Annotated in this window: 18 protein-coding genes; 4 read left to right on the top strand and 14 right to left on the bottom strand. The window is 36.3% G+C overall.

Translation table 11 applies throughout. The features are described 5' to 3' along the window. Position 1 precedes the first annotated feature (1 nt). From glmS to AC3WJF_RS12385, 6 genes are all read right to left on the bottom strand, one after another. Positions 2-1,831 (bottom strand): glutamine--fructose-6-phosphate transaminase (isomerizing), encoded by a 1,830-nt coding sequence (glmS, locus tag AC3WJF_RS12410; protein ID WP_492452593.1) that lies wholly within the window; start codon positions 1,829-1,831, stop codon positions 2-4. Positions 1,832-2,072: 241 nt separating this feature from the next. Then, positions 2,073-2,249, bottom strand: coding sequence for a hypothetical protein (locus tag AC3WJF_RS12405; RefSeq protein WP_492452591.1), 177 nt, complete (start codon positions 2,247-2,249; stop codon positions 2,073-2,075). Positions 2,250-2,328: 79 nt separating this feature from the next. After that, a complete protein-coding gene (locus AC3WJF_RS12400; RefSeq protein WP_492452589.1) occupies positions 2,329-2,889 on the bottom strand; it encodes a GNAT family N-acetyltransferase in 561 nt (186 codons plus the stop codon). A gap of 13 nt (positions 2,890-2,902) precedes the next feature. After that, on the bottom strand, positions 2,903-3,148 hold the full coding sequence (locus AC3WJF_RS12395; protein ID WP_492452587.1) for a DUF2164 domain-containing protein: 246 nt from the start codon (positions 3,146-3,148) through the stop codon (positions 2,903-2,905). A gap of 407 nt (positions 3,149-3,555) precedes the next feature. Further along, positions 3,556-4,794: a hypothetical protein gene (locus AC3WJF_RS12390; RefSeq protein ID WP_492452585.1), complete on the bottom strand. Its 1,239-nt coding sequence runs from the start codon at positions 4,792-4,794 to the stop codon at positions 3,556-3,558. Between the two features lie 252 nt (positions 4,795-5,046). Further along, positions 5,047-6,294: a cation:dicarboxylate symporter family transporter gene (locus AC3WJF_RS12385; RefSeq protein ID WP_492452583.1), complete on the bottom strand. Its 1,248-nt coding sequence runs from the start codon at positions 6,292-6,294 to the stop codon at positions 5,047-5,049. Positions 6,295-6,433: 139 nt separating this feature from the next. Here AC3WJF_RS12385 and gltC point away from each other — a divergent pair, with 139 nt between their 5' ends. Next, complete coding sequence (gltC, locus tag AC3WJF_RS12380) at positions 6,434-7,345, top strand: glutamate biosynthesis transcriptional regulator GltC (RefSeq protein ID WP_492452581.1); 912 nt, start codon at positions 6,434-6,436, stop codon at positions 7,343-7,345. 351 nt (positions 7,346-7,696) lie between these two features. Here gltC and AC3WJF_RS12375 read toward each other — a convergent pair whose 3' ends face one another. The 6 genes from AC3WJF_RS12375 to AC3WJF_RS12350 form a co-directional block, all read right to left on the bottom strand. After that, positions 7,697-8,158 carry a hypothetical protein gene (locus AC3WJF_RS12375; RefSeq protein WP_492452579.1) on the bottom strand — a complete coding sequence of 154 codons (462 nt, stop codon included), beginning with the start codon at positions 8,156-8,158 and terminating at the stop codon, positions 7,697-7,699. Continuing rightward, positions 8,159-8,938, bottom strand: coding sequence for a hypothetical protein (locus tag AC3WJF_RS12370; protein WP_492452577.1), 780 nt, complete (start codon positions 8,936-8,938; stop codon positions 8,159-8,161). It abuts the gene before it with no gap. A gap of 150 nt (positions 8,939-9,088) precedes the next feature. Further along, positions 9,089-10,231 carry a mannitol-1-phosphate 5-dehydrogenase gene (locus AC3WJF_RS12365; RefSeq protein WP_492452575.1) on the bottom strand — a complete coding sequence of 381 codons (1,143 nt, stop codon included), beginning with the start codon at positions 10,229-10,231 and terminating at the stop codon, positions 9,089-9,091. Between the two features lie 5 nt (positions 10,232-10,236). Further along, positions 10,237-12,324, bottom strand: a complete 2,088-nt coding sequence (locus AC3WJF_RS12360; protein WP_492452573.1) for a BglG family transcription antiterminator — start codon at positions 12,322-12,324, stop codon at positions 10,237-10,239. A gap of 167 nt (positions 12,325-12,491) precedes the next feature. After that, the gene (locus tag AC3WJF_RS12355; RefSeq protein WP_492452571.1) at positions 12,492-14,402 is read right to left on the bottom strand and encodes a PTS mannitol transporter subunit IICBA; all 1,911 of its coding nucleotides are present in this window, start codon (positions 14,400-14,402) and stop codon (positions 12,492-12,494) included. A gap of 417 nt (positions 14,403-14,819) precedes the next feature. Further along, the gene (locus AC3WJF_RS12350; protein ID WP_492452569.1) at positions 14,820-16,178 is read right to left on the bottom strand and encodes an Nramp family divalent metal transporter; all 1,359 of its coding nucleotides are present in this window, start codon (positions 16,176-16,178) and stop codon (positions 14,820-14,822) included. Between the two features lie 345 nt (positions 16,179-16,523). On the opposite strand from AC3WJF_RS12350, the gene AC3WJF_RS12345 reads away from it, so the two are divergent. The 3 genes from AC3WJF_RS12345 to AC3WJF_RS12335 all read left to right on the top strand — a co-directional run bounded on the left by AC3WJF_RS12345 (position 16,524) and on the right by AC3WJF_RS12335 (position 18,736). Beyond that, positions 16,524-17,750: an O-antigen ligase family protein gene (locus tag AC3WJF_RS12345; protein WP_492452567.1), complete on the top strand. Its 1,227-nt coding sequence runs from the start codon at positions 16,524-16,526 to the stop codon at positions 17,748-17,750. A 122-nt stretch (positions 17,751-17,872) separates the two neighbouring features. Then, positions 17,873-17,995: a hypothetical protein gene (locus tag AC3WJF_RS12340; protein WP_492452565.1), complete on the top strand. Its 123-nt coding sequence runs from the start codon at positions 17,873-17,875 to the stop codon at positions 17,993-17,995. Positions 17,996-18,214: 219 nt separating this feature from the next. Further along, entirely contained in the window at positions 18,215-18,736 is a 522-nt protein-coding gene (locus AC3WJF_RS12335) for a MerR family transcriptional regulator (RefSeq protein WP_492452563.1), read from the top strand. A gap of 156 nt (positions 18,737-18,892) precedes the next feature. Here AC3WJF_RS12335 and AC3WJF_RS12330 read toward each other — a convergent pair whose 3' ends face one another. Beyond that, positions 18,893-19,531 (bottom strand): copper homeostasis protein CutC, encoded by a 639-nt coding sequence (locus AC3WJF_RS12330; protein WP_492452561.1) that lies wholly within the window; start codon positions 19,529-19,531, stop codon positions 18,893-18,895. Between the two features lie 231 nt (positions 19,532-19,762). Next, complete coding sequence (locus AC3WJF_RS12325; RefSeq protein ID WP_492452559.1) at positions 19,763-20,710, bottom strand: glycosylasparaginase; 948 nt, start codon at positions 20,708-20,710, stop codon at positions 19,763-19,765. Positions 20,711-20,786 lie beyond the last annotated feature (76 nt).

Raw genomic sequence — 20,786 nt, 5'->3', positions numbered from 1 at the left:
CTTACTCCACCGTCAAACTTTTTGCCAAATTACGGGGTCTATCAACATTATACCCACGAACAGTTCCGGCATAATAAGCTAATAATTGCAATGGTATAGCAGCAATGATCGGCATCAAAAACGGATGGACTTCTGGGATATACATAACTTCATCCACAATTTCGCCAACATCATCGTCTCCAATTGTTGTTACTCCAACCACAAAAGCATCACGGGCTTTGATTTCCTTGATATTACTAATTGTTTTATCGCGGAGATGTTTTTGAGTAGCTAGTGCAATAACAGGAACACCTGGTGTAATGAGAGCCATCGTCCCATGTTTCATCTCACCAGCTGCATATGCATCCGCATGTAAATAAGCTACTTCTTGAAGCTTGAGTGCGCCTTCTAAGGCGAGAACATAATCGAGTCCACGCCCGATAAGGAAGAGGCTATCCTGATCCTCTGTTACTTGAGCAAATTGATCAATTGCATCCTGTGTCATAATAAGTGTTTTTTCCACTTCTTCCGGAAGCTGATGCAATTCATTTATCATTTCAGGAATACGATCAATTCCATAGCCATTTGTTTTTTCCGTTAAAGCGATTGCTAAAAGATACAATGCAATGATTTGTGTTGTGTATGCCTTAGTGGCAGGAACGGCTAGTTCAGGTCCAGCATTTGTGCAAATAGTATAGTCTGCTTTTCTAGCGATATTACTACGCTTTTTATTTGTAATCGCAATCGTAGTACAACCATGTCGCTTTGCTTCTTTTAAGGCTGACAAGGTATCCGCTGTTTCACCAGATTGGCTGATAACGATCACTAAGTTTTTTTCGTTTAAATGTCCGTGTTCATAACGAAACTCCGAGGAAATCGAAACTTCGACCGGTATATCCAACAGTGTCTCCATTACCTTTTTCCCGATCATTCCGGAATGATGAGAGGTTCCGTTCGCTATAATATCAATTTTCCGATAGTCAAATGGTTCATTTAGAAGTGACAGAAGCTCCGGTATGTTCACTCCATTTTCCGTCAAGCGACCCTCAAGGGTGTTTTTAATTGCCTTAGGCTGTTCCATAATTTCCTTTAACATATAATGTTCATATTCACGGAGACTAAAGTCATCTTCTGTCCACTCAATGATCTTTTTCTCCGGATGAACAGTTTCTCCACCGAGTGTCTTCACTTTAATTTCTTTGGAAGTTAAAATGGCAATTTCTCCATTTTTAATTGGATAAATTTCTTTTGTATAAGATAGAAGAGCAGATATATCCGAGGATAGAAATGCTTCATCATTCCCAAATCCAATAATCAATGGATTTTCCTGAGATATTCCGATAATCGTATCAGTTTGATTCTTGGACATAATCGCAAGAGCAAAAGATCCTTTTAACAAAGGCAATACCTTACGAACTGTATCTTCGAATACACCTGTATCGTACTGTACGAGTAGGTGTGGAATAACTTCTGTATCTGTATCGGTGGAAAATACATGTCCTTTTGTTATCAGGTCATTTTTTAATTGCCGATAATTTTCAATAATCCCATTATGAACGACAAAGAATTCCGCTTCGGCATCACTTAAAGGATGGGCATTCGATATAGTTGGCGATCCATGTGATGCCCATCTTGTATGACCGATGCCAATACTGCCTTTAATGATCGGTTCCATTTCCAACAGTGCCTGTAAATCTTCAATTCTACCTGTTTCCTTTCGAATCTCAATCTTTTCCTGATTAGATATCGCAATCCCTGCAGAATCGTAGCCACGGTAATCTAAATGGGTCAAGCAATCTAAAAGAATGGACTCGGCCGAAGACCTTCCAATATAACCAACGATTCCACTCATTTTTTTCACCTCTAGTAGGATGGTAATTTATTTTTATTAGGATAACATATTTATCTAGCAATGATGGATAATTTAATTTATTGCTGTAAAATCCTATTCTCATTACTCATGTACCTGATGAATTACAGTACACTGTTCATCCCCCAAAAATATAGCTCATAACAGAAAACAAAAAAAACACTGTAATCTCTACATTAGATTCAGTGTATTCCTTTTAGTGCTACATTATAACGAAAATACCCTATTTAGATTCCTTAATAGTTGAAGAATTTAGAGTTTCCAACTTTTCATTCAGTGTAGTTAAAAGATCGATAATACATATTAGTAAACCAATGATAATTCCAATTAATATACTTTTTGTCCCAGCAAATATAAAACTAGGGACCACACCTATAAATAAATATAACAATATACGCATTTGAACACCCCCTTCCTATCATAGCAATTGATCGAAAAGGGAGAAAGTAGTATTCAACAGAATAATAAACCAATATATTTTATGTCTCACAAGATTTTTCTAACCAATCTAGAAATCGTTCCTTCCTAACAACATTTAAAACACATGGTATCCCTTCTTGTGTTTCCAGTTTTTTATGTTCTTCTGGAAATTCCTTTTCCACTCCAATACTCATATATGGCAATTTAATTTGGGCTTTTTGAGAACGAATATTTACTATTCTCGCCCCGGCAAAAACGTAATTTAAACCCAACTTAAGAAACGCATCTTTTAAAATATCCGCTTTTGCCATTTCATTATAGCCTTGCCCCCAATATGGATGACCAATCCAAGTTCCAATGTGGCTTGTCTTATTCTTGTAGTCTATCTCTTTTAATGTGATAACTCCTATTAATTCCGCATCCTCATTCATAATCACTCTGAAATATTGTTTTCCTAACCTTTCCTCCTCCAGAATGAATCGGATGAAATCAACGGTTCCTTCAAGCGAGATCTGTTTATCACTTAAACCTAAGGCTTCCTTCACATGTTGGCTTGAGGATAGATTAGACATTTTATCAGCAAAATCTACTTGATGTGGAACTAATAATACCTTTTTCATTAACTCTCACACCCTATCTTTTTGTCGGACGTTCTAACATTGCTATTTCTTCCTCAAGTGATAAGAATTGCTGTTCAACTACATGCTTTGCATCTTGAAGTGCAGCATTATAAAAATGTGGAGCAAGAGAATCTTTGAAGAAATTCAAAACGGTTTCTGCAGCAAACTCCGTTATTTCCTCATCTCTCTCCTGCAAAAAAAAGTCCTGAATTTCAGATATCATTAATTGTCTTTGTTCCTTTGTGAGTTTGATAAACATGTTATAATACTCCTTACTATTTACTTTGACATTATTAACACAATAGCTTCATTTATATTTTGCTATATCGTCATCCCCAAAAAATCAATATCCACGAATTTTAGGAGTGTTTTTTCTCTGCTATCTGTTTTCACTAAATTAGAATTCCAGTTTTTTTATTGATTCAGCAACATTCGGAAACCGTTTAAATTTTTCAGGGTAAATTACTCGATCATCCCCATCTCTATCCATAATAACTGCTTGTATATGAAAAAAACAAAACATAAGATCCACCAAAATACACATTAACCTAAATATAATATTCCAGTTTACACTAATAAATTCCTGTTTATGAAGTTAACAGGTCAATCAAAAATTTTTAAGGGTTAAACATTTGCCTTTTAATATTCCAATTATTAAATGAATGGCTAGAGGCTTTTTGAAATCCCAAGTGCGTTATGTCCCCACAGGACTCTTTCGACAAGCTCTGATTGATTTGTTTCGCATTCCACAATTAGAACGACTTCAGTTGATACTTTGTTTTGAAACCATTTGCCTTTATAAATAAGGAAAGAAATTATTATGCCCAAAAGCGCGCCAATAATAAGACCAATCAGGGACCAAATAATTGGGCCCCAAGACCAAATAAACCCATAAATACCACCAAGTAGCATAAAAATTGCCCCTAAAAAAAACGCCAATTCATACCTACTGGCACCTTCCTTTTGGATTTTAGGAAGATCAGGAAAATTAGGAGTATATTTTTCAAGTGGAGCAACAAAAATATTCTCTTTTGGTATCCCCCCCTGCTCCAAATCATTTAGAGCAAGTTCTAATAAGGCACTATGGTAAAATGTTGAAATAATATGCATAGAATCAGATTCCCTCTTTTTTATCCTGTCGGGCATATTGTAATGTTTCGGCTGATAATGGATATTAAAATATTTGGATTGTTCAATTTTGAATAATTTATTGGTAAACAATATATCTTGATAGGAGCTACTAATACTGAAAAGTAATATGGATGGTAAACTTAAAAACCACTGAATATTAATAGATTTACTGGCAAGTTCTGCTTTCCCCTCAAAAGTCAAATGGATAGCAGGTAATACATTCGAAAAATATACTGTCATAATAAAACAAATAAGGATAAAAAACCCCGTCGGAAGTCTGTTGTTATAAATAGAACCGAGTCCAGGATTTAAAAAAGACCATAATGCTCCATTCCAAGGTTTACGATTTTCAAGATAATAAATTTCCAAGGCTCCTATGTTAAATGGTATGACTGGTGCATCTGCTCGGTCAGCTAATTGTGCAAATTTATTTATTTCAATTGTTTTACTGTAGCTATCCCACATCGCAAAAATATAAACAGCTGAATATAAAAGAAACCATCGCATGTCAATTGTTGATTTGGCTATCTCGAATTTCCCTATCATAGAGTAATAAATTGCTTCATTAATATGTGCCTTGACATTAATAAAAAATTCCCAAAACAGCAACATGACAGCCGAAAAATATTTACATAAAACCATATGCCCAGCACCAGGCAGGGCAGCGGACCAACACACAGTTGTCCAAGGATTCCGTTCTTCGATGTAATTTATTAAAAATGGGGAAATATTTGCTTTCGGGCGGCGTACTTCATTGTAAAAAATCTTATTCAATTGTTCTACCTCACAGATTAAATTAAGTTCCCTTACATAATTTACTAATATTATCTACTTTCCGATGAACAAATATCCCTATTAATTAACCTTTATTTCCCAAAAATAAGACGAGTCACTTCTGCATTAATAATGGAAATTTCGTTTTTTTGAAAAAGGATAGCTGGTATATGAAGAAACAGAAAAACACCTGGAATAATCCAAGTGTTCCATCCTAATTTATTGTATTTTCGCCAATTCTTGCTATACATTTTATACGATCTGATTTTCTATTCGGTCTTTCACTTTATGCCCTTCCCATTTCGAAACAACAATAGCAGCTAATGAGTTCCCCACAATGTTAACTGCAGTACGAGCCATATCGAGAATTCGATCAATTCCTGCAATTAAAGCTAGGCCTTCAACTGGGAGACCAACACTTCCTAATGTTGCAAGCAGGACAACGAATGAAACTCCCGGTACACCAGCAATCCCTTTCGAAGTAATCATTAAGACTAACACTAGCGTAATTTGGTGCCCAATACTCATATGAATTCCATAAAGTTGAGCGATGAAAATAGCCGCTATCGATTGATAAAGGGTAGAACCATCTAAGTTAAAGGAATATCCTGCAGGTATTACAAAAGATGTAATCGCTTTTGGACATCCTAGCTTCTCCATTTTTTCCATAATTCTCGGAAGAACCGTCTCAGAACTCGATGTAGAATAGCCCAAAATTAATTCATCTTTTAAATAACGGAGTAACCTGAAAATATTAACTTTTACCATTCTTGCTATTAAACCTAAAATAACTAAAATAAAAAAGATCATAGCTCCATAAACAACCGTAACTAATTTAATTAAAGGGAATAAAGAAGTGATTCCAAATGTTGATACAGTCACACCAATTAGAGCAAATACACCAAGCGGTGCAACTTTCATTACTTGGTTTGTAACGTGGAACATAGCATCTGCTACACCCTTAAAGAAGTTCGTAACTGGGATTCCTCTTTCTCCTACTGCCGCAACTCCCAATCCAAAAAGAACAGAGAAGAAAATGATTGCTAGCATATCACCATTTACTAATGCTTGAACCGGATTGGTAGGAACAATGTTCACAATAGTATCCACAAATGAATGGCTCTTTGCCGCTTCCGTTGTACTCACATAACTTGAAATATCGGATTTGGCTAGGGTTGATTTATCGATTCCTGTACCTGGATGAAAGATGTTTGCGGAAAGTAAACCAACTACGATGGCAATCGTCGTAATGATTTCAAAATATAGAAGGGTTTTACCGCCAATTTTCCCAAGAGACTTCATGTCTCCTACACCAGATACGCCGATAATTAAACTAGATACAACTATAGGAACGACTATCATTTTAATGAGTCGAAGAAATATATCGCCAATTGGCTTTAAGATAGTTGGCAAAACTGGATTTTCAAAAAAACAAGCCCCAATAATAATACCAAGAGCAAGTCCAATGAGAATTTGCCAACCTAAGCTGATTTTTTTCATGCTGTGACTCTCCTTTATTACTATAATTGAGTATGAATGAGAGGACTTTTTTATATATTAATATAATATTTTTAAATATTCATATTAACAATATATATTTAATATATTATTTATATCAAAATGAGATAGTAGGAAACATATGGAATTAAGACAATTGTTGTATTTTATAGAAGTTGCTAAACAAGAGCATATGTCTCTTGCAGCTGACAACCTTCATATTTCCCAATCAGCAATAAGTCGACAAATTAGAAATTCAGAGGAAGAGGTAGGGGTACAGCTTTTTGAAAGAAAAGGTAGAAATATTAAATTAAACTATATTGGAAAATTTTTTTTCGAAAAGGCAGCCGTTGCAGTAAATGCTATCAATGACGCCAAAGAATTGATCAACGAATATTTAGATCCTGAACGAGGTATGATCCGAATCGGTTTCCCGTCCAGTTTAGCTAGTAATACATTGCCACAGATCATTACAGCTTTTAAAAAAGAACATCCAGATATAACTTTTCATTTACGGCAAGGATCATATGATTTTCTAATAGAAGGGATAAAAAGAAGAGAAATTGACCTTGCCTTCATTGGTCCTGTGCCAACACGAGATCCTGACATTCGTACAGATATTCTATTTGTGGAACAATTTGTCGCCCTGGTCCATAAAGAGCTTCCACTAGCAAGTGAAAATACTCTTTCCCTTCATCAGCTTGCAAACGAATCATTTGTTCTGTTTCCAAAAGGGTTTATTCTTCGCAAGATTGTAGAGGAGGCTTGTCTTCAATCTGGCTTTCATCCAAAGATTCCTTTTGAAGGAGAAGATTTGGATGCAATTAAATGCTTAGTTTCTTCAGGGATGGGTGTTACGCTGCTACCTGAAATTACACTTATGGAAAATGTGCCGAGTGGGACATTAGTAAAACAAATCCGTCAAACTAAGGTCCGCAGAACAGTTGGGATGATTAGTCCTAAATCCAGGGGGCTATCTCCTTCTGAGAAATTATTTTATGATTTCGTAACACGATACTTCTCAATGCTCTCACGTCAGCAAGAACTTGATTAATAGTGGTTGTTCATTTGAGACAATATAACAAAAATCCAGTAGATAATTATGTCTATTGGTTATTTTACATAAAGTGAATTGGTGATTTCCAAAAATGATCTGTGGTTGTATCTTCCGAAGTGGTGATACACATATAATAAGTTTTTTAAGAGATTTAAAAATGGTATATCTTAAGAAAATAGGTTGGCCACTTGGGATAAGTATGAACTGCACGATATGATAGTAGAACCGCATGTAAGCAGCAATCAACTGCACAAAAGTAAGGTTGAACTGCACGAAATCTGCAAGGAACTGCACGAATCGGGACTTTTTGCCCGTGCAACTTCTAAAAACAAATAAAATGTAAAAAGATCAACCTAAAGTTTTTATCTTTGCTACACCAAAGGCTAAGTTATCCCAAAGTATTTTCTCTACTTGCTTTCCATCTTCATCCTGACATTCAATAATCAGTATTAATTCAGATATTTTCCCTTTTTTTAACATCTGCTTTTTGTGTTTTCTTTTGATTTGCAGCCAATCTATCAAAAAACCAACGATAAGACCTGTACCTGCACCAATAAGTCCCCAATAGATAGGACCCCATTTTAATTCGAACCCCCTACTTGCCATTATTACGGATAATATAACAGCAAGAAAAATTCCTGTATTTATTAGAGATTCTCCATCCGAGCGATGAAGCGAATCGAACAATTTTGGTTTCATCGGTGGATTATCTAGTGGTACAGCGAAAATATTACGGAATCCGGCTTCTTCTAATTTTGCAATAGTTAATTCTACATGAACAGAATGATCAAACGTTGCAAAAATCTGCATTTACTTCACCTTAACTCCTTTCTTAATCTTAAAGCTGCTAGGTTGATAATGCTTCTTTAAATAGTTTCTTTGTTCTGCTTCATATAATTTATTATTTTCTACTGTATTCATATATGTTTCATAAATGGTAAAGAAATATAACGAGGGGACATATAGTAACCATTGTATATCCAAAGCTTTCGTTGATTTTGGAATATTCCCCAATAATAAATAGTGAAGTCCTTCGATTAAATGAGAATAATAATTAAATACGACAATGGTAACAAGTGTGAAGCCCGCAGATAAAATTTGATGAAGATATAATTGTCCGACACTAGGTATAGTCATAGACCAGAAAATAGCTACTATTGGACTTCTTTTGCTTAAGTAATTTATTTCAAATGGCTGTACAGACATTGTTCTAACAGAAGGGTTTTCTTTTTCCGATAATGTATGCAAGTTATTGAGTTCTACCGTTGTTCGATAGCTATCCCAAATGGCAAATAAGTAAAGTGGGATATACATATAAACATAATTAATATTTAGCGTTTCTTTTGCCTGATCAATTTTTCCTAAAAACGAATAAACCATGGCAAGATTCAAATGGGAGACTTGGTTGATATATACTTCCCAAATAATTAATGCAAATCCCCGCAAATATTTATGTAACAATAGATGTCCATAGCCCGGAAAGGTAACAGACCATAAAGCAACAATATAAGGATTTCTCTGATGTATATATGTAGTTCCCCAAATACTAAGGTTAGCAATGGGACGTCGAGCATTTTTTTTTGAAGTCACAAAAAACGCATCCTTACTATTTTTACTTTAATGGTATTATTAGCTAATTTTAAGAATTAATACCGTTACACTGACAGGATTTATTATCCATAAAAAAAACACATTGAGATTTTACATGACAAAAAAATCTCAATGTGTTCATTAGATAGATTACTTCTTCAAATTCTCATAATGACGCAAAACCTCTAAAGTAATCTCACTATTTTCAGCCAACCCGCTCACTTCATTCAACGCATGCTTAACCCCATGTTTTTGAATCATTTCTTGCAGTTTTACCGCCTCTTCATCTTCCTTATTATCAAAGAGCAGTGCTGCTGCAATCGCTTTTGCAAGATTTGTGTAGGAAAGGCTAGCTTTTGCTGCCTCTGTTGCAGGACGAACAAGACGATCATTTGGGCCAAGCTTGCGAATTGGTGAACGACCTACTCTTGTAACTCCATCATTCAAATAAACATTTTTAAAGCGATGAATGATTTTATCCATATATTGCTGGTGTTCTTCCGGATTTATGCCGTATTGCATGATTAAATAAGCACCTGTTTCACCTAGGGTCGCTTTCACTTGTTTCTCAATCGCTTCATCTGCCAGTGTTTGATCGATGGTAGATTTATTTTCTAAATATCCAAGATAGGCAATTACCGCATGACCAGTATTTACCGTAAATAGTTTCCGTTCAATAAATGGGGCAAGATCCACAACTATTTTCATGCCCTCAACTGGTGGTATATCTTCCTTTGTTTCCACAACCCATTCATAATAAGGCTCCACCAGTACATCCAAGGAACCCTGATTATTTTGAATCGGAACAATACGGTCAACGGCAGAATTGAAAAAGTACACTTTACCTTCTAATTCCGCTTTTGTGTCTTCATCAAGGTTTTCAAACACATAACCTTTTAACAAATCCGTTGCAGAAATTTGATTTTCACAGGCAATCACATATAATTTTTCATCGTTTGATTTTACTCTTTCCGTTAGGCCCTTTGCAATTAAAGGAGCAATGCGCGGCAAGATAGTTGGACCTATTGCAGTGGTTAAATAAGTTGCGCCTTTTATGGCTTCTACTACTTCGTTTTCTTGCTTTATATTATTCAAACCAGAAACATTTGAAATGGTCACTGATTCCTGCTCGTCAGTCGCTAATTTTACCTGATATTGACCTTTTTCATTCAGCCCGTCGATCACTTGATCAGCAATATCCACAAAGGTTACATGATAACCGGATTGCGAAAAAAGAGCACCGATAAATCCTCTTCCTATGTTCCCTGCACCAAAATGAACTACTTGTTTCATTCCAATCATTCCTTTAATAAATTTGTTTGAAGATACTCTAAAAAGATGGATTCCAGCTTTGTGCGAATAGCATCTTCATTTCCTGATGAAAAAATAATGATAGATTCTTTTGTTTCGATTAAACTCGTGCTTAGTAAACTGATCATTTCTTGTTCTCTCGAGCTTATATCTTCAGGCGCCAGCATTAACAACAGACTTTTCATTGGCATCTCATTCCCGTCCATCCCATTTACGATAAAAGGCTTGTCTAAGTGGGAAATTTGAAAAATAAGTCGACGAACATACTCGCTCCGGCAATGGAAAAGGCCCATGCCAGTGTCAGGAATACCAAGACCGCCTTTTTCTTCTCTGTCCAATAATGTTTCCATTACATTTTCTGCATTTTCGATTAGATTTTCCGTTTCTGCAATTCTTAGCATTTCTTGCATAATCTCTTTGTATCCATTCTTTCTGAGGTTACGAAAAACGCGAAAATGCTGCATAATAGATTCGATGCTTAATTCAATATCCTTTAATTCTTGCAATAAGTCCGTTAATGTTGGATTTGCTTTTCTTGATACACGAGGAACCGCTTTTCCTGTATATTTTTTATTCTTGGTTAAGTTCCCGATATTTTTTTGCAAAAAGCTTCTGATTGTTGTTATATCATCTACACTTAGAAGTGGATTGACCAAAACGTATTCCGTTCGGATAAATGGTAATCGGACGGTAGAAATAATGACATCAAATGACAGTAAGATTTCCTGACTTTGAATTTCTTTCATTGATTTAATTTCTACCGAATCAATTTCCAATATCTCTTTTTTGATCCGGCTCGCCAACATTTTCGAGGTTCCTATACCGGTTGGACAAACCACTACAGCTTTAATCATCATTTCCTCTTCTCGCAGGACGAGTGCGGACCCGAAATGAAGAACAATAAAGGCAATTTCATCCTCTGGAAAATGCTCAATATCTTTAAATTCCTTTTCAACACTATTTTTAACAGCTAGAAAAAGAACTGGATATTTTCGTTTTATCTCTTCGGTTAATGGATTGAATAGTCCCATATTCTGCTTTATTCGAAAAAGTGATGGCTCTAAATGGGAAACAAGTCCCTGAAATAAGGAAAAATCCCTTGTTAAATCAACATGGAGCTGCGACGAAACATATTGGATCATATTTTTAATCATTTGTCCCAATACAACACTATCATACGGAACAGTTTCCACTTCCTGAAACTTGGATCCCTTTAATATGGAGGCTAAAAAGCGTTTATCAGCATAGGTAAACTGAATGGAAAAGGATGTTTCCAACTTACTGCATATTTTCTTCATCAAAACATATTCTTCTGATTGTTCATTGAAAAAACTGCTTTCCTTTTCCATTAGGAATCCATCTTTTATCCTTTGCACGGTAATACATATTTGAATAATCAGTCCGATATAATCACTGTCCGCCAGCCGAGCATGCCTGTTAGTCAGTGTATCGTTTACAAGCACATCAATATCCAACAAATAATCTGGATTAAAAAAATGCAGAATCTTCTCTTTGAATCCTTTTCCCTTTTCCAGCAAAAATAAGCTTTCAATCAAATCCTCGTTAAAATAAAGCAAGAAATAGCTTGCTAATGCTTTACGCTTATCTTCCTCTGTTCCATGAAATTCTACCCCTACTCCGCGTTTACGGGTAAGTTCAAGGTTGAAATTTTTTAGCCATTCCGTTAATTCATCGAGATAAGTAGTTAAGGTAGTAATACTAACACCTAATTCAGTCGCTAAAGCTTGTATTTTGAAGGATTCTACATCTTTCAATAAAGTTAAAAGTAGCAGTAGTTTCCTTTCCTGTGGCGTTTGGTCCACTGGATGACTCCCGGTTAGATGCTGAACAAGGCGAAAAATTTGTTCATTTTTCCCTTCTATCACTAAACCTTCATTTGAATTTCGCTCTAATTGAAGGTGAAATTGATCTAAAATTTTTTCGATTGCTTTTAAATCCCGTTGAATCGTTCGGACACTTACATTTAAAAAAGTAGCAATAGAAAAAGCCGTATGCCTCCCGGATGTTTTAATAATCAATTCGATGATTGCTTTTTCCCTTGAGGTAATAAACATACAACACCCTCATTTCAGGAAATATTTTTTGTGGTGTCAGGCACCGTGGTTCCTGACACCACATTTTACACTACAAATAGAAAAGCGCAGGGATCCTGTCGCTTTTCTATATTTGTCTAGCTCCAGCGCCTATCGGCTCATGGATGAGCAAGGCGCTTGCGCTTTTCTTATTTATTATTGATTATATCCATAATTTCTTTTGCTGATTTTGCATTAACCATCTTTTCAATGTTTTCCATATCAGAGCATGTCACTGCAATTCCAGATAAGATTTCAAGATGGGTGCCATCCTTACCAGCAATACCGAAGATTAAACGCACCTTATTGCCGTCAAAATCAACGCCATTTGGCACTTGCAATACGGTGAAGCCAGATTGTAGCACATCTTTTTTCGCTTCTTCCGTACCATGTGGAATTGCGACATCATTCCCCATATAAGTAGAAGTCATTTCATCGCGTGCGATCATCGCATCGATATAGCTCTCTTTTGCATAACCAGAATCTACTAAAGCTCTACCTGCAAAGCGAATAGCTTCTTCTTTATTTGCAAATTGTTTATTTAGGAAAATGTTTTTTTCTAATAACAGTCCGTCATTTCCATTGGGAATATCCTCTGGTCTTGGAGCATTATTTTCCGCTTCTTCCACAATTTCCTTTAGCTCATTTGTATCGCCATTTTTTAGCTGATCGATTAATTTGTCGTATTCTGGACTTGATAAGAAATTATCAACAGATATATGATACGCATTTGGAAGCTTGTTCTGTGCTCTTGGCGTCAACTCCTCTTGTGTCACAACAATTTGTGCATCAGGAGGCAAGTTGCTAATAGCTGTATTCGTTACATTTATATTTAATCCTGCTTCCTTTACTTTTTTACGCAGAAGGGATGCCCCCATGGCGCTGGATCCCATTCCTGCATCACACGCAAATACAATTTTACTTACATGTTCAGGTAGTGTTCCTTGGTTTGCTGCAAAGACACCAGCTACTGAGCTTTTTTTGCCTTTCATTTCTTGCATTTTTCTTGCCGCTTCTTCAATGTCTTCATCTTTTTGTTTACTTGTTTTTAAAATTAAGGATGAAACAACAAAGGATACAATAGCAGCAACTAATACACCGGCAATATTGGCAATATACGTACCTGCATGATGCGGTGTAACCGCTAAAACAGCAATGATACTACCAGGTGAAGCTGGTGCAATTAATCCACCGCCTAAAAGCACTAATGTGAATACACCACTCATACCGCCAAGGATAACAGCGATGAATAACATTGGACGCATTAATACATACGGGAAGTAAATTTCATGAATACCGCCAAAGAATTGGATAATGGCAGCACCTGATGCCGATCTTTTTGCTGTTCCTTTTCCAAAAATACAATAAGCTAACAATAGACCGATACCTGGTCCAGGATTTGCTTCAAGCAAAAATAGAATGGATTTACCTGCTGTTTTTGCTTGCTCAACACCAATTGGCGACAATACACCATGGTTAATTGCATTGTTTAAGAATAAGATTTTGGCAGGTTCGATGATAATGCTAGTTAATGGAAGTAACCCAGTAGCAACTAACCAATCTACACCATGTTCGAGCCCTTTTGCAATAACATCTACGACAGGTCCAATTCCAAGAAATGCCGCAATAGCAAGCGCTCCTCCCAATATACCTGCAGAGAAATTGTTCACTAGCATTTCGAAACCGGTTCTAACTTTTCCTTCGATTAGTTGATCAAATTTCTTAATGACATAACCACCAATAGGCCCCATAATCATAGCGCCTAAAAACATCGGGATATCTGAACCTACGATAACCCCCATTGTCGCAATTGCACCAACAACGGCTCCACGTTGATCATGTACCAACTTACCACCGGTATATCCAATGAGTAGCGGCAATAAGTACGTAATCATTGGGCCAACCATTTTGGCAAGGCTTTCATTTGGAGCGAAACCAGTAGGAATAAAGAGTGCTGTAATCAAGCCCCAAGCAATGAAAGCGGAAATATTCGGCATTACCATTGAGCTCAAGAAGTTACCAAACTTCTGAACTGCAACTTTAATATTAGACTGAGCCATTTGCTCTCTCCCCTTCATAAAAGATAGTATAATATTATGGTAAAGGACAATGATACCGCATTCAATAAAGAAGAAAGCTAACTTTGTCGCAGCCACGTTGACAAATCTATTGTTTCTCAAAACCTGTGAAGCCATTCACATGGTGTCAGGCAACATAAAAAAGGCATGCACCGTTCCGATTTTCGGACGGTGCATGCCACTTTTGTTCTGCTTTAGGAAATTATAAAGTTTCACACTGTGGATAACCCTTTGTACAAGTTGTCTTCGTCTAGCTTCAGCGCCTATCGGCTAGCGGATTTCTACGTCTCCTCCCTACGATAAGTCAACATCGACTCGTCCCTCGCCGTGTTTCCTTTATCTCAGTCGAAGACTACGAAATCCGTACGCCGATGAGCAAGGCGCTTCCGCATTTGTTCATTAACCTAAATCATGACCTGTGATGAAAATATAAGCGACTAAGAAAATGTTCAATACGATAATAACAGCTGTACATATCCAGGCTAAAGATTTCAGCCACATGCGGTTTGCGAACTCTCCCATTTTCTTTTTATCACTAGTAAACACTACTAATGGAACGACCGCAAATGGAAGTTGCAAGCTTAGAATAACCTGACTCCATAATAATAGTTCACCTGTTCCTCTTGAACCAGCTATCCATGTAACTATAAAAGCCGGAACAACAGCAAGTAATCGGGTAATAAGACGACGTAGCCAAGGTGCAATTCTTAAATTCATAAACCCTTCCATCACGATTTGTCCTGCTAATGTACCTGTAATGGTCGAGTTTTGCCCGGAAGCAAGTAATGCAACCGCAAATAATGTACTTGCAATCCCCACTCCTACTGTTGGGCTCAACATTTTATAAGCTCCTTCAATTTCGGATACATTCAAGCCAGTTCCATGAAATGCAGCTGCCCCAAGAATTAAGATAGCAGAGTTAATTAGGAACGCAACGGTTAACGAAAGAGCTGAATCCCACAATGAAAACTTAACTGCCTCTTTCTTCCCTTCCCTATTACGCTTATACTGGCGTGTTTGGACGATGGAAGAGTGCAAATACAGATTGTGAGGCATCACTGTTGCCCCTAAAATTCCTAATGAAATAAACAACATTTCTGGATTTGTTACAATCTCTGGCTTTGGAACATAACCACCTAACAGAGCAGATATTTCCGGTTTTGAAACAATCACTTCAAAGGCAAAAACAACAAATATAGTTGTCATTAATACAATTACAATGGATTCAATAATCCTAAATCCTTTTTGCTGTAGTAATAATAGAAGCAAAACATCCAGAGTGGTAATCAAAATACCGATTAATAACGGAATTCCAAACAGTAAATTCAATGCAATGGCTGAACCAATAACCTCTGCCAAATCCGTTGCGATAATAGCAAGTTCGGATAAAATCCAAAGGCAAAAAGCTGTTTTCTTCCCTGTTGCATCCCTTGTTGCTTGTGCCAGATCTCTACCTGTTACAACCCCAAGCTTTGCTGATAATGCTTGAAGTAAAACAGCGATTAAATTGGATATTAAAATAACTGACAGCAATGTATAACCAAAACGTGCTCCACCAGCTATAGAAGTAGCCCAGTTGCCTGGGTCAACATAACCAACAGCAACCAATGATCCCGGTCCAACGAAAGCAAGAAATTTCCGCCAAGTACTTGCTTTTGTTGGAATTTTAACCGAGTTATTTACTTCTTCTAGACTTACATTTGAACTTTTTTTCAACCAACCACGTTCTTCACTTGGCCGTTCAACATGCATATTCATAAAAGGTCCTCCTTTTTAATTGCACAAAAGAAAGTAATTTTCCTTAGGGCAAAAATTAATGTAAAAAAATTAGATTCGTTCATTTTTATATAATGATAATATCACGATTAATTTACCTTGTAAACAACTTTTTCCCTAATGCAACTTTTTAATATTATTACAAAACACACCAAAAAATCATCATTTTTTCCATGATATTCAATTTAAAAACAATTGTGAAAATATTTTTATTTTCAAACTTATTTATATTGTCAATTTCCATTTCTCATCCATTTTTAATAATTCCTTAAGCAAAAATTAAGTAAAAACGTTTATAGTTACTACTTCAAAGGAAAGGAGACTTTTATGAAGAAAATAAGGAATAATCTATTCCATTACTTTCGAAAACAACCATTGGCTACTGCATTAGCATTAATAATTGTCTTTCCACCAATAGGTATTTTATATATGCTTACACTCGGAGGAAGAGAAATTCTTCGAGTACTAAAAGGATCTAGAGGAATTCCTTTTGATATTATCACTATCTTCTTTTTTATAACATTTTTATCGACAATTGGAGCGGCATTACAGCAACAACAATGGAGCTATCTGACCGTTTCATTAAGTATTGTAGGTTTTTACGGCGTATATTTGTATAGTATGAACCAGAATAAAGTGACTCAGTTGAAATACTTCAGTTGGGTTATTATTTTTGGTGGAGTTTACCAATTTTTGTTTGGCATAATTAGTTTAATGCTATTTCGAACAGGATGGACCAATAAACTTTTTGGCTATTTAACAGGAAGTCAATTATTAGGATTTCTAAGTCATAATCGTTTATATGGATCTGCCTATAACCCAAATTACTCAGCTTTTTTATTAGTTTTTGCAATGGGATTTTTACTAGCGGAACTTTTAAAAGCCTTGAAAGCAAAAGTCTACAAACGAATCCTTATTTACTGCACCTTTCTAGTCTTCCTTATCGCTGGTATTGTTGCGACAGGATCGCGGTCAGGATTTGGGGTAATGGTATTCTTGTTTGGAATTTTCTTATTCAGAATAAGTTGGAAATGGACCCTTTCCATGGTTGGATTTATTGTAGTGAATGGGTTTTGGCTATACCACTTTATTCCAAGAAACTATGATATTTTCAAAAATTTAGCTACTCGAATTTTTATTTGGAAAAATAGTATTTCATTAATTAAAGAATATCCAAACTTTGGCCTAACGCCACTTGGATTTCCGGAAGAATATCTTAACCAAACCGGACATCATGCTGCACATGCACATAATATCTTTTTAGCCATTTTTACAGACTTCGGGATATTATCCGGAGTAATGTTTGTTGGTATTACCGCCTTCTTTATGTATCATTTCTTAAAATTGCTTAAATATAATCGCAGTAAAAGCATATTTGATTGGTTTTTATTCTCATTACCGATCCTTGGCTTGACAGGCATTTTGGACTTTCCGTTGTCATCACCGCAAATTGCCTTACCAGCTATCATACTAGTCAGTAAATGGCAGCAGTACATCGTTCGGACAAATCATTCTTTTAAGAATAGACATTCTGCTATTTTTCAAGAAAAATAAGCACCAAGCATTTCGTCTCATTGAAATGCTTGGTGCCTTTTTTGTATCATGCGTCCAAAATTTTTCCTTATAAAAACTACCTGTCTACACAAAATATAGATTAGAAAGGAGGATCCACAATCATGACAAACAAAAACGACAACCGCGAACGCAAAAGCAAATATCCAAATAACAAACAAAACACTGAGTTCTCTAAAGAGGTAAATATTCGCAGCGAGATCACTAAGAAAGATCAAAAGAAATAAAAATGGTGTCAGGCACCACACACTTTTCGACATCTCCCTAAAAATAAAATAGGAACCACACTTTCTTTGCCGAAGCAGTACTTGTTTTGTCACATGGAAAGGAATCTAAATTTTTAGGGAGAATACTTTGTGTAAATAGATAATTACAGAGCTCCGTATTTCCTCCATAATACAGCCGCCCTGTAGCATCTATTAGCAAAATGAAAAGGGGGCATATTCTTGAATACGCAAGCTGTAGCAAATTTACTTGGGATTTCACCAAGCACTTTAAAACGCTGGATTAAAGAATTGGATCTTGAGACGAATCGTAATGAACTTGGGCATTTTGATTTTCAGGAGGAGGATATTATTGTTCTAAAGCAAATTCAAAAACAAATTCAAAATGGTACATTTCTTCATGATATCGTGGTCCCCACTAATATAGTCCGCAAAGGTAAAACGGTAATCAGGTCAAAGGCTCCAGCTACCGAAACACTTCTGCAAAGAGTGAAAGATTTGGAAAAAAAGCTAAATGAAAAGGCAGACAAGGTAGTTTCTTACCAATTATTAACTCATCGAAAAGAAATAGAGGATCTGGAAAATGAGGTTAAGCGACTTCATTCACGAGTTGAATTTTTAGAAAACAAACTAACAGATATCAGTACGGAATCAGAACATGCCAGTCGAGTCAGATCCAATAAAATAGAAGAAGTAGCAAAAATTAAAAAAAGAAATTTATTAACTATGCTTTTTCATTTTTAACACCTTGGTGTTATTTTTTTTGTAGTTGGCTTTGTTAATGATTATTGATGATTTTCAGCCTTATGTGTACGCGTGAACGGCTTGATTAACTTTAGTGAACGTGTACACATAAGGCTGTATGAGAGACAACAATATTATTTTAACAAAGCCTTGTAGTTAAAAAACTCCCAAAATCCTTGTTCCATGTATTTCTCTTACTTTTAAATTCACGGCAACAAACTCTAGATTTTTATCCGTTATACCCCCGCCAGGCATAATGATGATTCGGTCTGATGCATACGTAATATATTTTTGAAGTTCAGTAAGATTTTCCTCAATGGATGTTTCCGATGTTCCTCCATGAGTCAATATCCGGCTTACTTTTTGATCAATTAGCCAATCAATCGCATCTATCCTAAGCTCATATTTAATATGATCAAATGCCATGTGAAAAGTAATATCTAACCCCTCAGCAGCTGCTAGCAAACGGTACATAGCTTTTTCATCTATCCAACCTTGCTTATTTAGACAGCCAATGACAACTCCATCCACTCCTAATTTCTTGAGATGGAGGATATCGTAGCACATGATTTCCACTTCTTCATCATTATAAATAAAGTTTCCACCCCTTGGTCTAACAATAGCCATAATGTTTACATTTTTATTATTACAATACTGGATTGCTTTAGCAGCTACCCCGTGACTTACAGTCGTCCCTCCAACAGAAAGGTTATCACATAGTTCGATGCGATCCGCACCACGTTCAATAGCCTCAGGAATGACGGTAAAGTTTTCAACACAAACTTCCTTTAACATATGTATCACCTGACTTATTTATATGAAAGTATAAGTTTTTTATCATATCAATTATTTAACTGGTTTATCTATGTCTAGCGCAAGCAGCCGTAGGCTAGCGGATTTCTCTGTCTCTTCCCTATGATAAGCGGGCATCCAGTGAAATTCATGTGCCAATTTCACTCGGTGAAATTACACTTCAAATGCCACTCATTCGTACGCCGATGGGCACGGCGCCCCGCTCTTTTCTTATTACTCCTCATGAGTATCCAACCATTTTTGCGAGGCTTCTTCAATAATAGTAGTGTGCCCATCCCCTTTCTTTGCTACAAAAATTTTCGGTTCTTCTGATTCAGTTGCGACTACAAACGGAAATTCAACATTAGTTGCAACACCCCACTCCCCGTTCGTATTCATACAAATAAGCGACATGGCACCAGCTTTCCCTTTTCGTTTAATCAATTTGTCATGAAATCCATATACCGCTTTATCCGCTGCTGCTTGTGGTGTAAATCCCTCTCCCATTAAGCGAACAATTTCATAGCTGAGGCAGCCTTTCATCAAGTCCTCCCCTAAACCAGTTGCAGTTGCTCCACCAATTTCACTATCCACGTAAAATCCCGAACCTGAAAGTGGGGAATCTCCAACACGACCAGGCATTTTCATAAATAATCCTGATGATGATGTGCCAGCTACCATCGATTTATTAGAATCTAAACAAACAACCCCTACCGTGTCATGGCCATCATAAGGGCTCAACTTGTTATTTTTCATATCTGCTAATCGCTTTTCCCAGATAGATTTAGCATTTTCCGTCAGCATATTTACCTTTTCAAATCCATTCTGGTGTGCATATGTGGTGGCACCATCTCCAACAAGAAAACGATTAAATTGATGACCACTTAATTTTCGGGCAACAGAGATTGGATTCTTTACATCTTGAATTCCAGCAACCGCACCTATATTAAAATTATCCCCATCCATAAAAGCTGCATCCAATTGTACAATTCCTTGTTCATTTGGCAGTCCGCCATAACCAACAGATTTATAGTATGGATGATTCTCAACCTCTTTAATTGCTAATTCCAGTGCATCTGCTGCGCTTATGTTATTTTTCAATTCAACGGAAGCTTTTTGGACACCATCGTATGCCATGGCCCATGTAGCAATCATTCCCCATTTCATTCCTGCTTGTCCCAACAAAATCCCTCCCCATTTTTATGTGTATATTAATCAGAGACTTTCTTAAACATTACGTAAAACAACAATATAAAAC

The organism is Heyndrickxia sp. FW510-T9 (assembly GCF_058781025.1).
Note: the sequence above shows the minus strand (reverse complement) of the source record. Positions and strands in the feature narration are given on the sequence as shown.

What these genes read in the sequence shown, in the direction of transcription:
- glmS (WP_492452593.1), bottom strand. Translation starts at nt 1,831, where the DNA reads ATGAGTGGAATCGTTGGTTATATTGGAAGGTCTTCGGCCGAGTCCATT.
- AC3WJF_RS12405 (WP_492452591.1), bottom strand. Translation starts at nt 2,249, where the DNA reads ATGCGTATATTGTTATATTTATTTATAGGTGTGGTCCCTAGTTTTATA.
- AC3WJF_RS12400 (WP_492452589.1), bottom strand. Translation starts at nt 2,889, where the DNA reads ATGAAAAAGGTATTATTAGTTCCACATCAAGTAGATTTTGCTGATAAA.
- AC3WJF_RS12395 (WP_492452587.1), bottom strand. Translation starts at nt 3,148, where the DNA reads ATGTTTATCAAACTCACAAAGGAACAAAGACAATTAATGATATCTGAA.
- AC3WJF_RS12385 (WP_492452583.1), bottom strand. Translation starts at nt 6,294, where the DNA reads ATGAAAAAAATCAGCTTAGGTTGGCAAATTCTCATTGGACTTGCTCTT.
- gltC (WP_492452581.1), top strand. Translation starts at nt 6,434, where the DNA reads ATGGAATTAAGACAATTGTTGTATTTTATAGAAGTTGCTAAACAAGAG.
- AC3WJF_RS12375 (WP_492452579.1), bottom strand. Translation starts at nt 8,158, where the DNA reads ATGCAGATTTTTGCAACGTTTGATCATTCTGTTCATGTAGAATTAACT.
- AC3WJF_RS12365 (WP_492452575.1), bottom strand. Translation starts at nt 10,231, where the DNA reads ATGAAACAAGTAGTTCATTTTGGTGCAGGGAACATAGGAAGAGGATTT.
- AC3WJF_RS12360 (WP_492452573.1), bottom strand. Translation starts at nt 12,324, where the DNA reads ATGTTTATTACCTCAAGGGAAAAAGCAATCATCGAATTGATTATTAAA.
- AC3WJF_RS12355 (WP_492452571.1), bottom strand. Translation starts at nt 14,402, where the DNA reads ATGGCTCAGTCTAATATTAAAGTTGCAGTTCAGAAGTTTGGTAACTTC.
- AC3WJF_RS12350 (WP_492452569.1), bottom strand. Translation starts at nt 16,178, where the DNA reads ATGAATATGCATGTTGAACGGCCAAGTGAAGAACGTGGTTGGTTGAAA.
- AC3WJF_RS12345 (WP_492452567.1), top strand. Translation starts at nt 16,524, where the DNA reads ATGAAGAAAATAAGGAATAATCTATTCCATTACTTTCGAAAACAACCA.
- AC3WJF_RS12340 (WP_492452565.1), top strand. Translation starts at nt 17,873, where the DNA reads ATGACAAACAAAAACGACAACCGCGAACGCAAAAGCAAATATCCAAAT.
- AC3WJF_RS12330 (WP_492452561.1), bottom strand. Translation starts at nt 19,531, where the DNA reads ATGTTAAAGGAAGTTTGTGTTGAAAACTTTACCGTCATTCCTGAGGCT.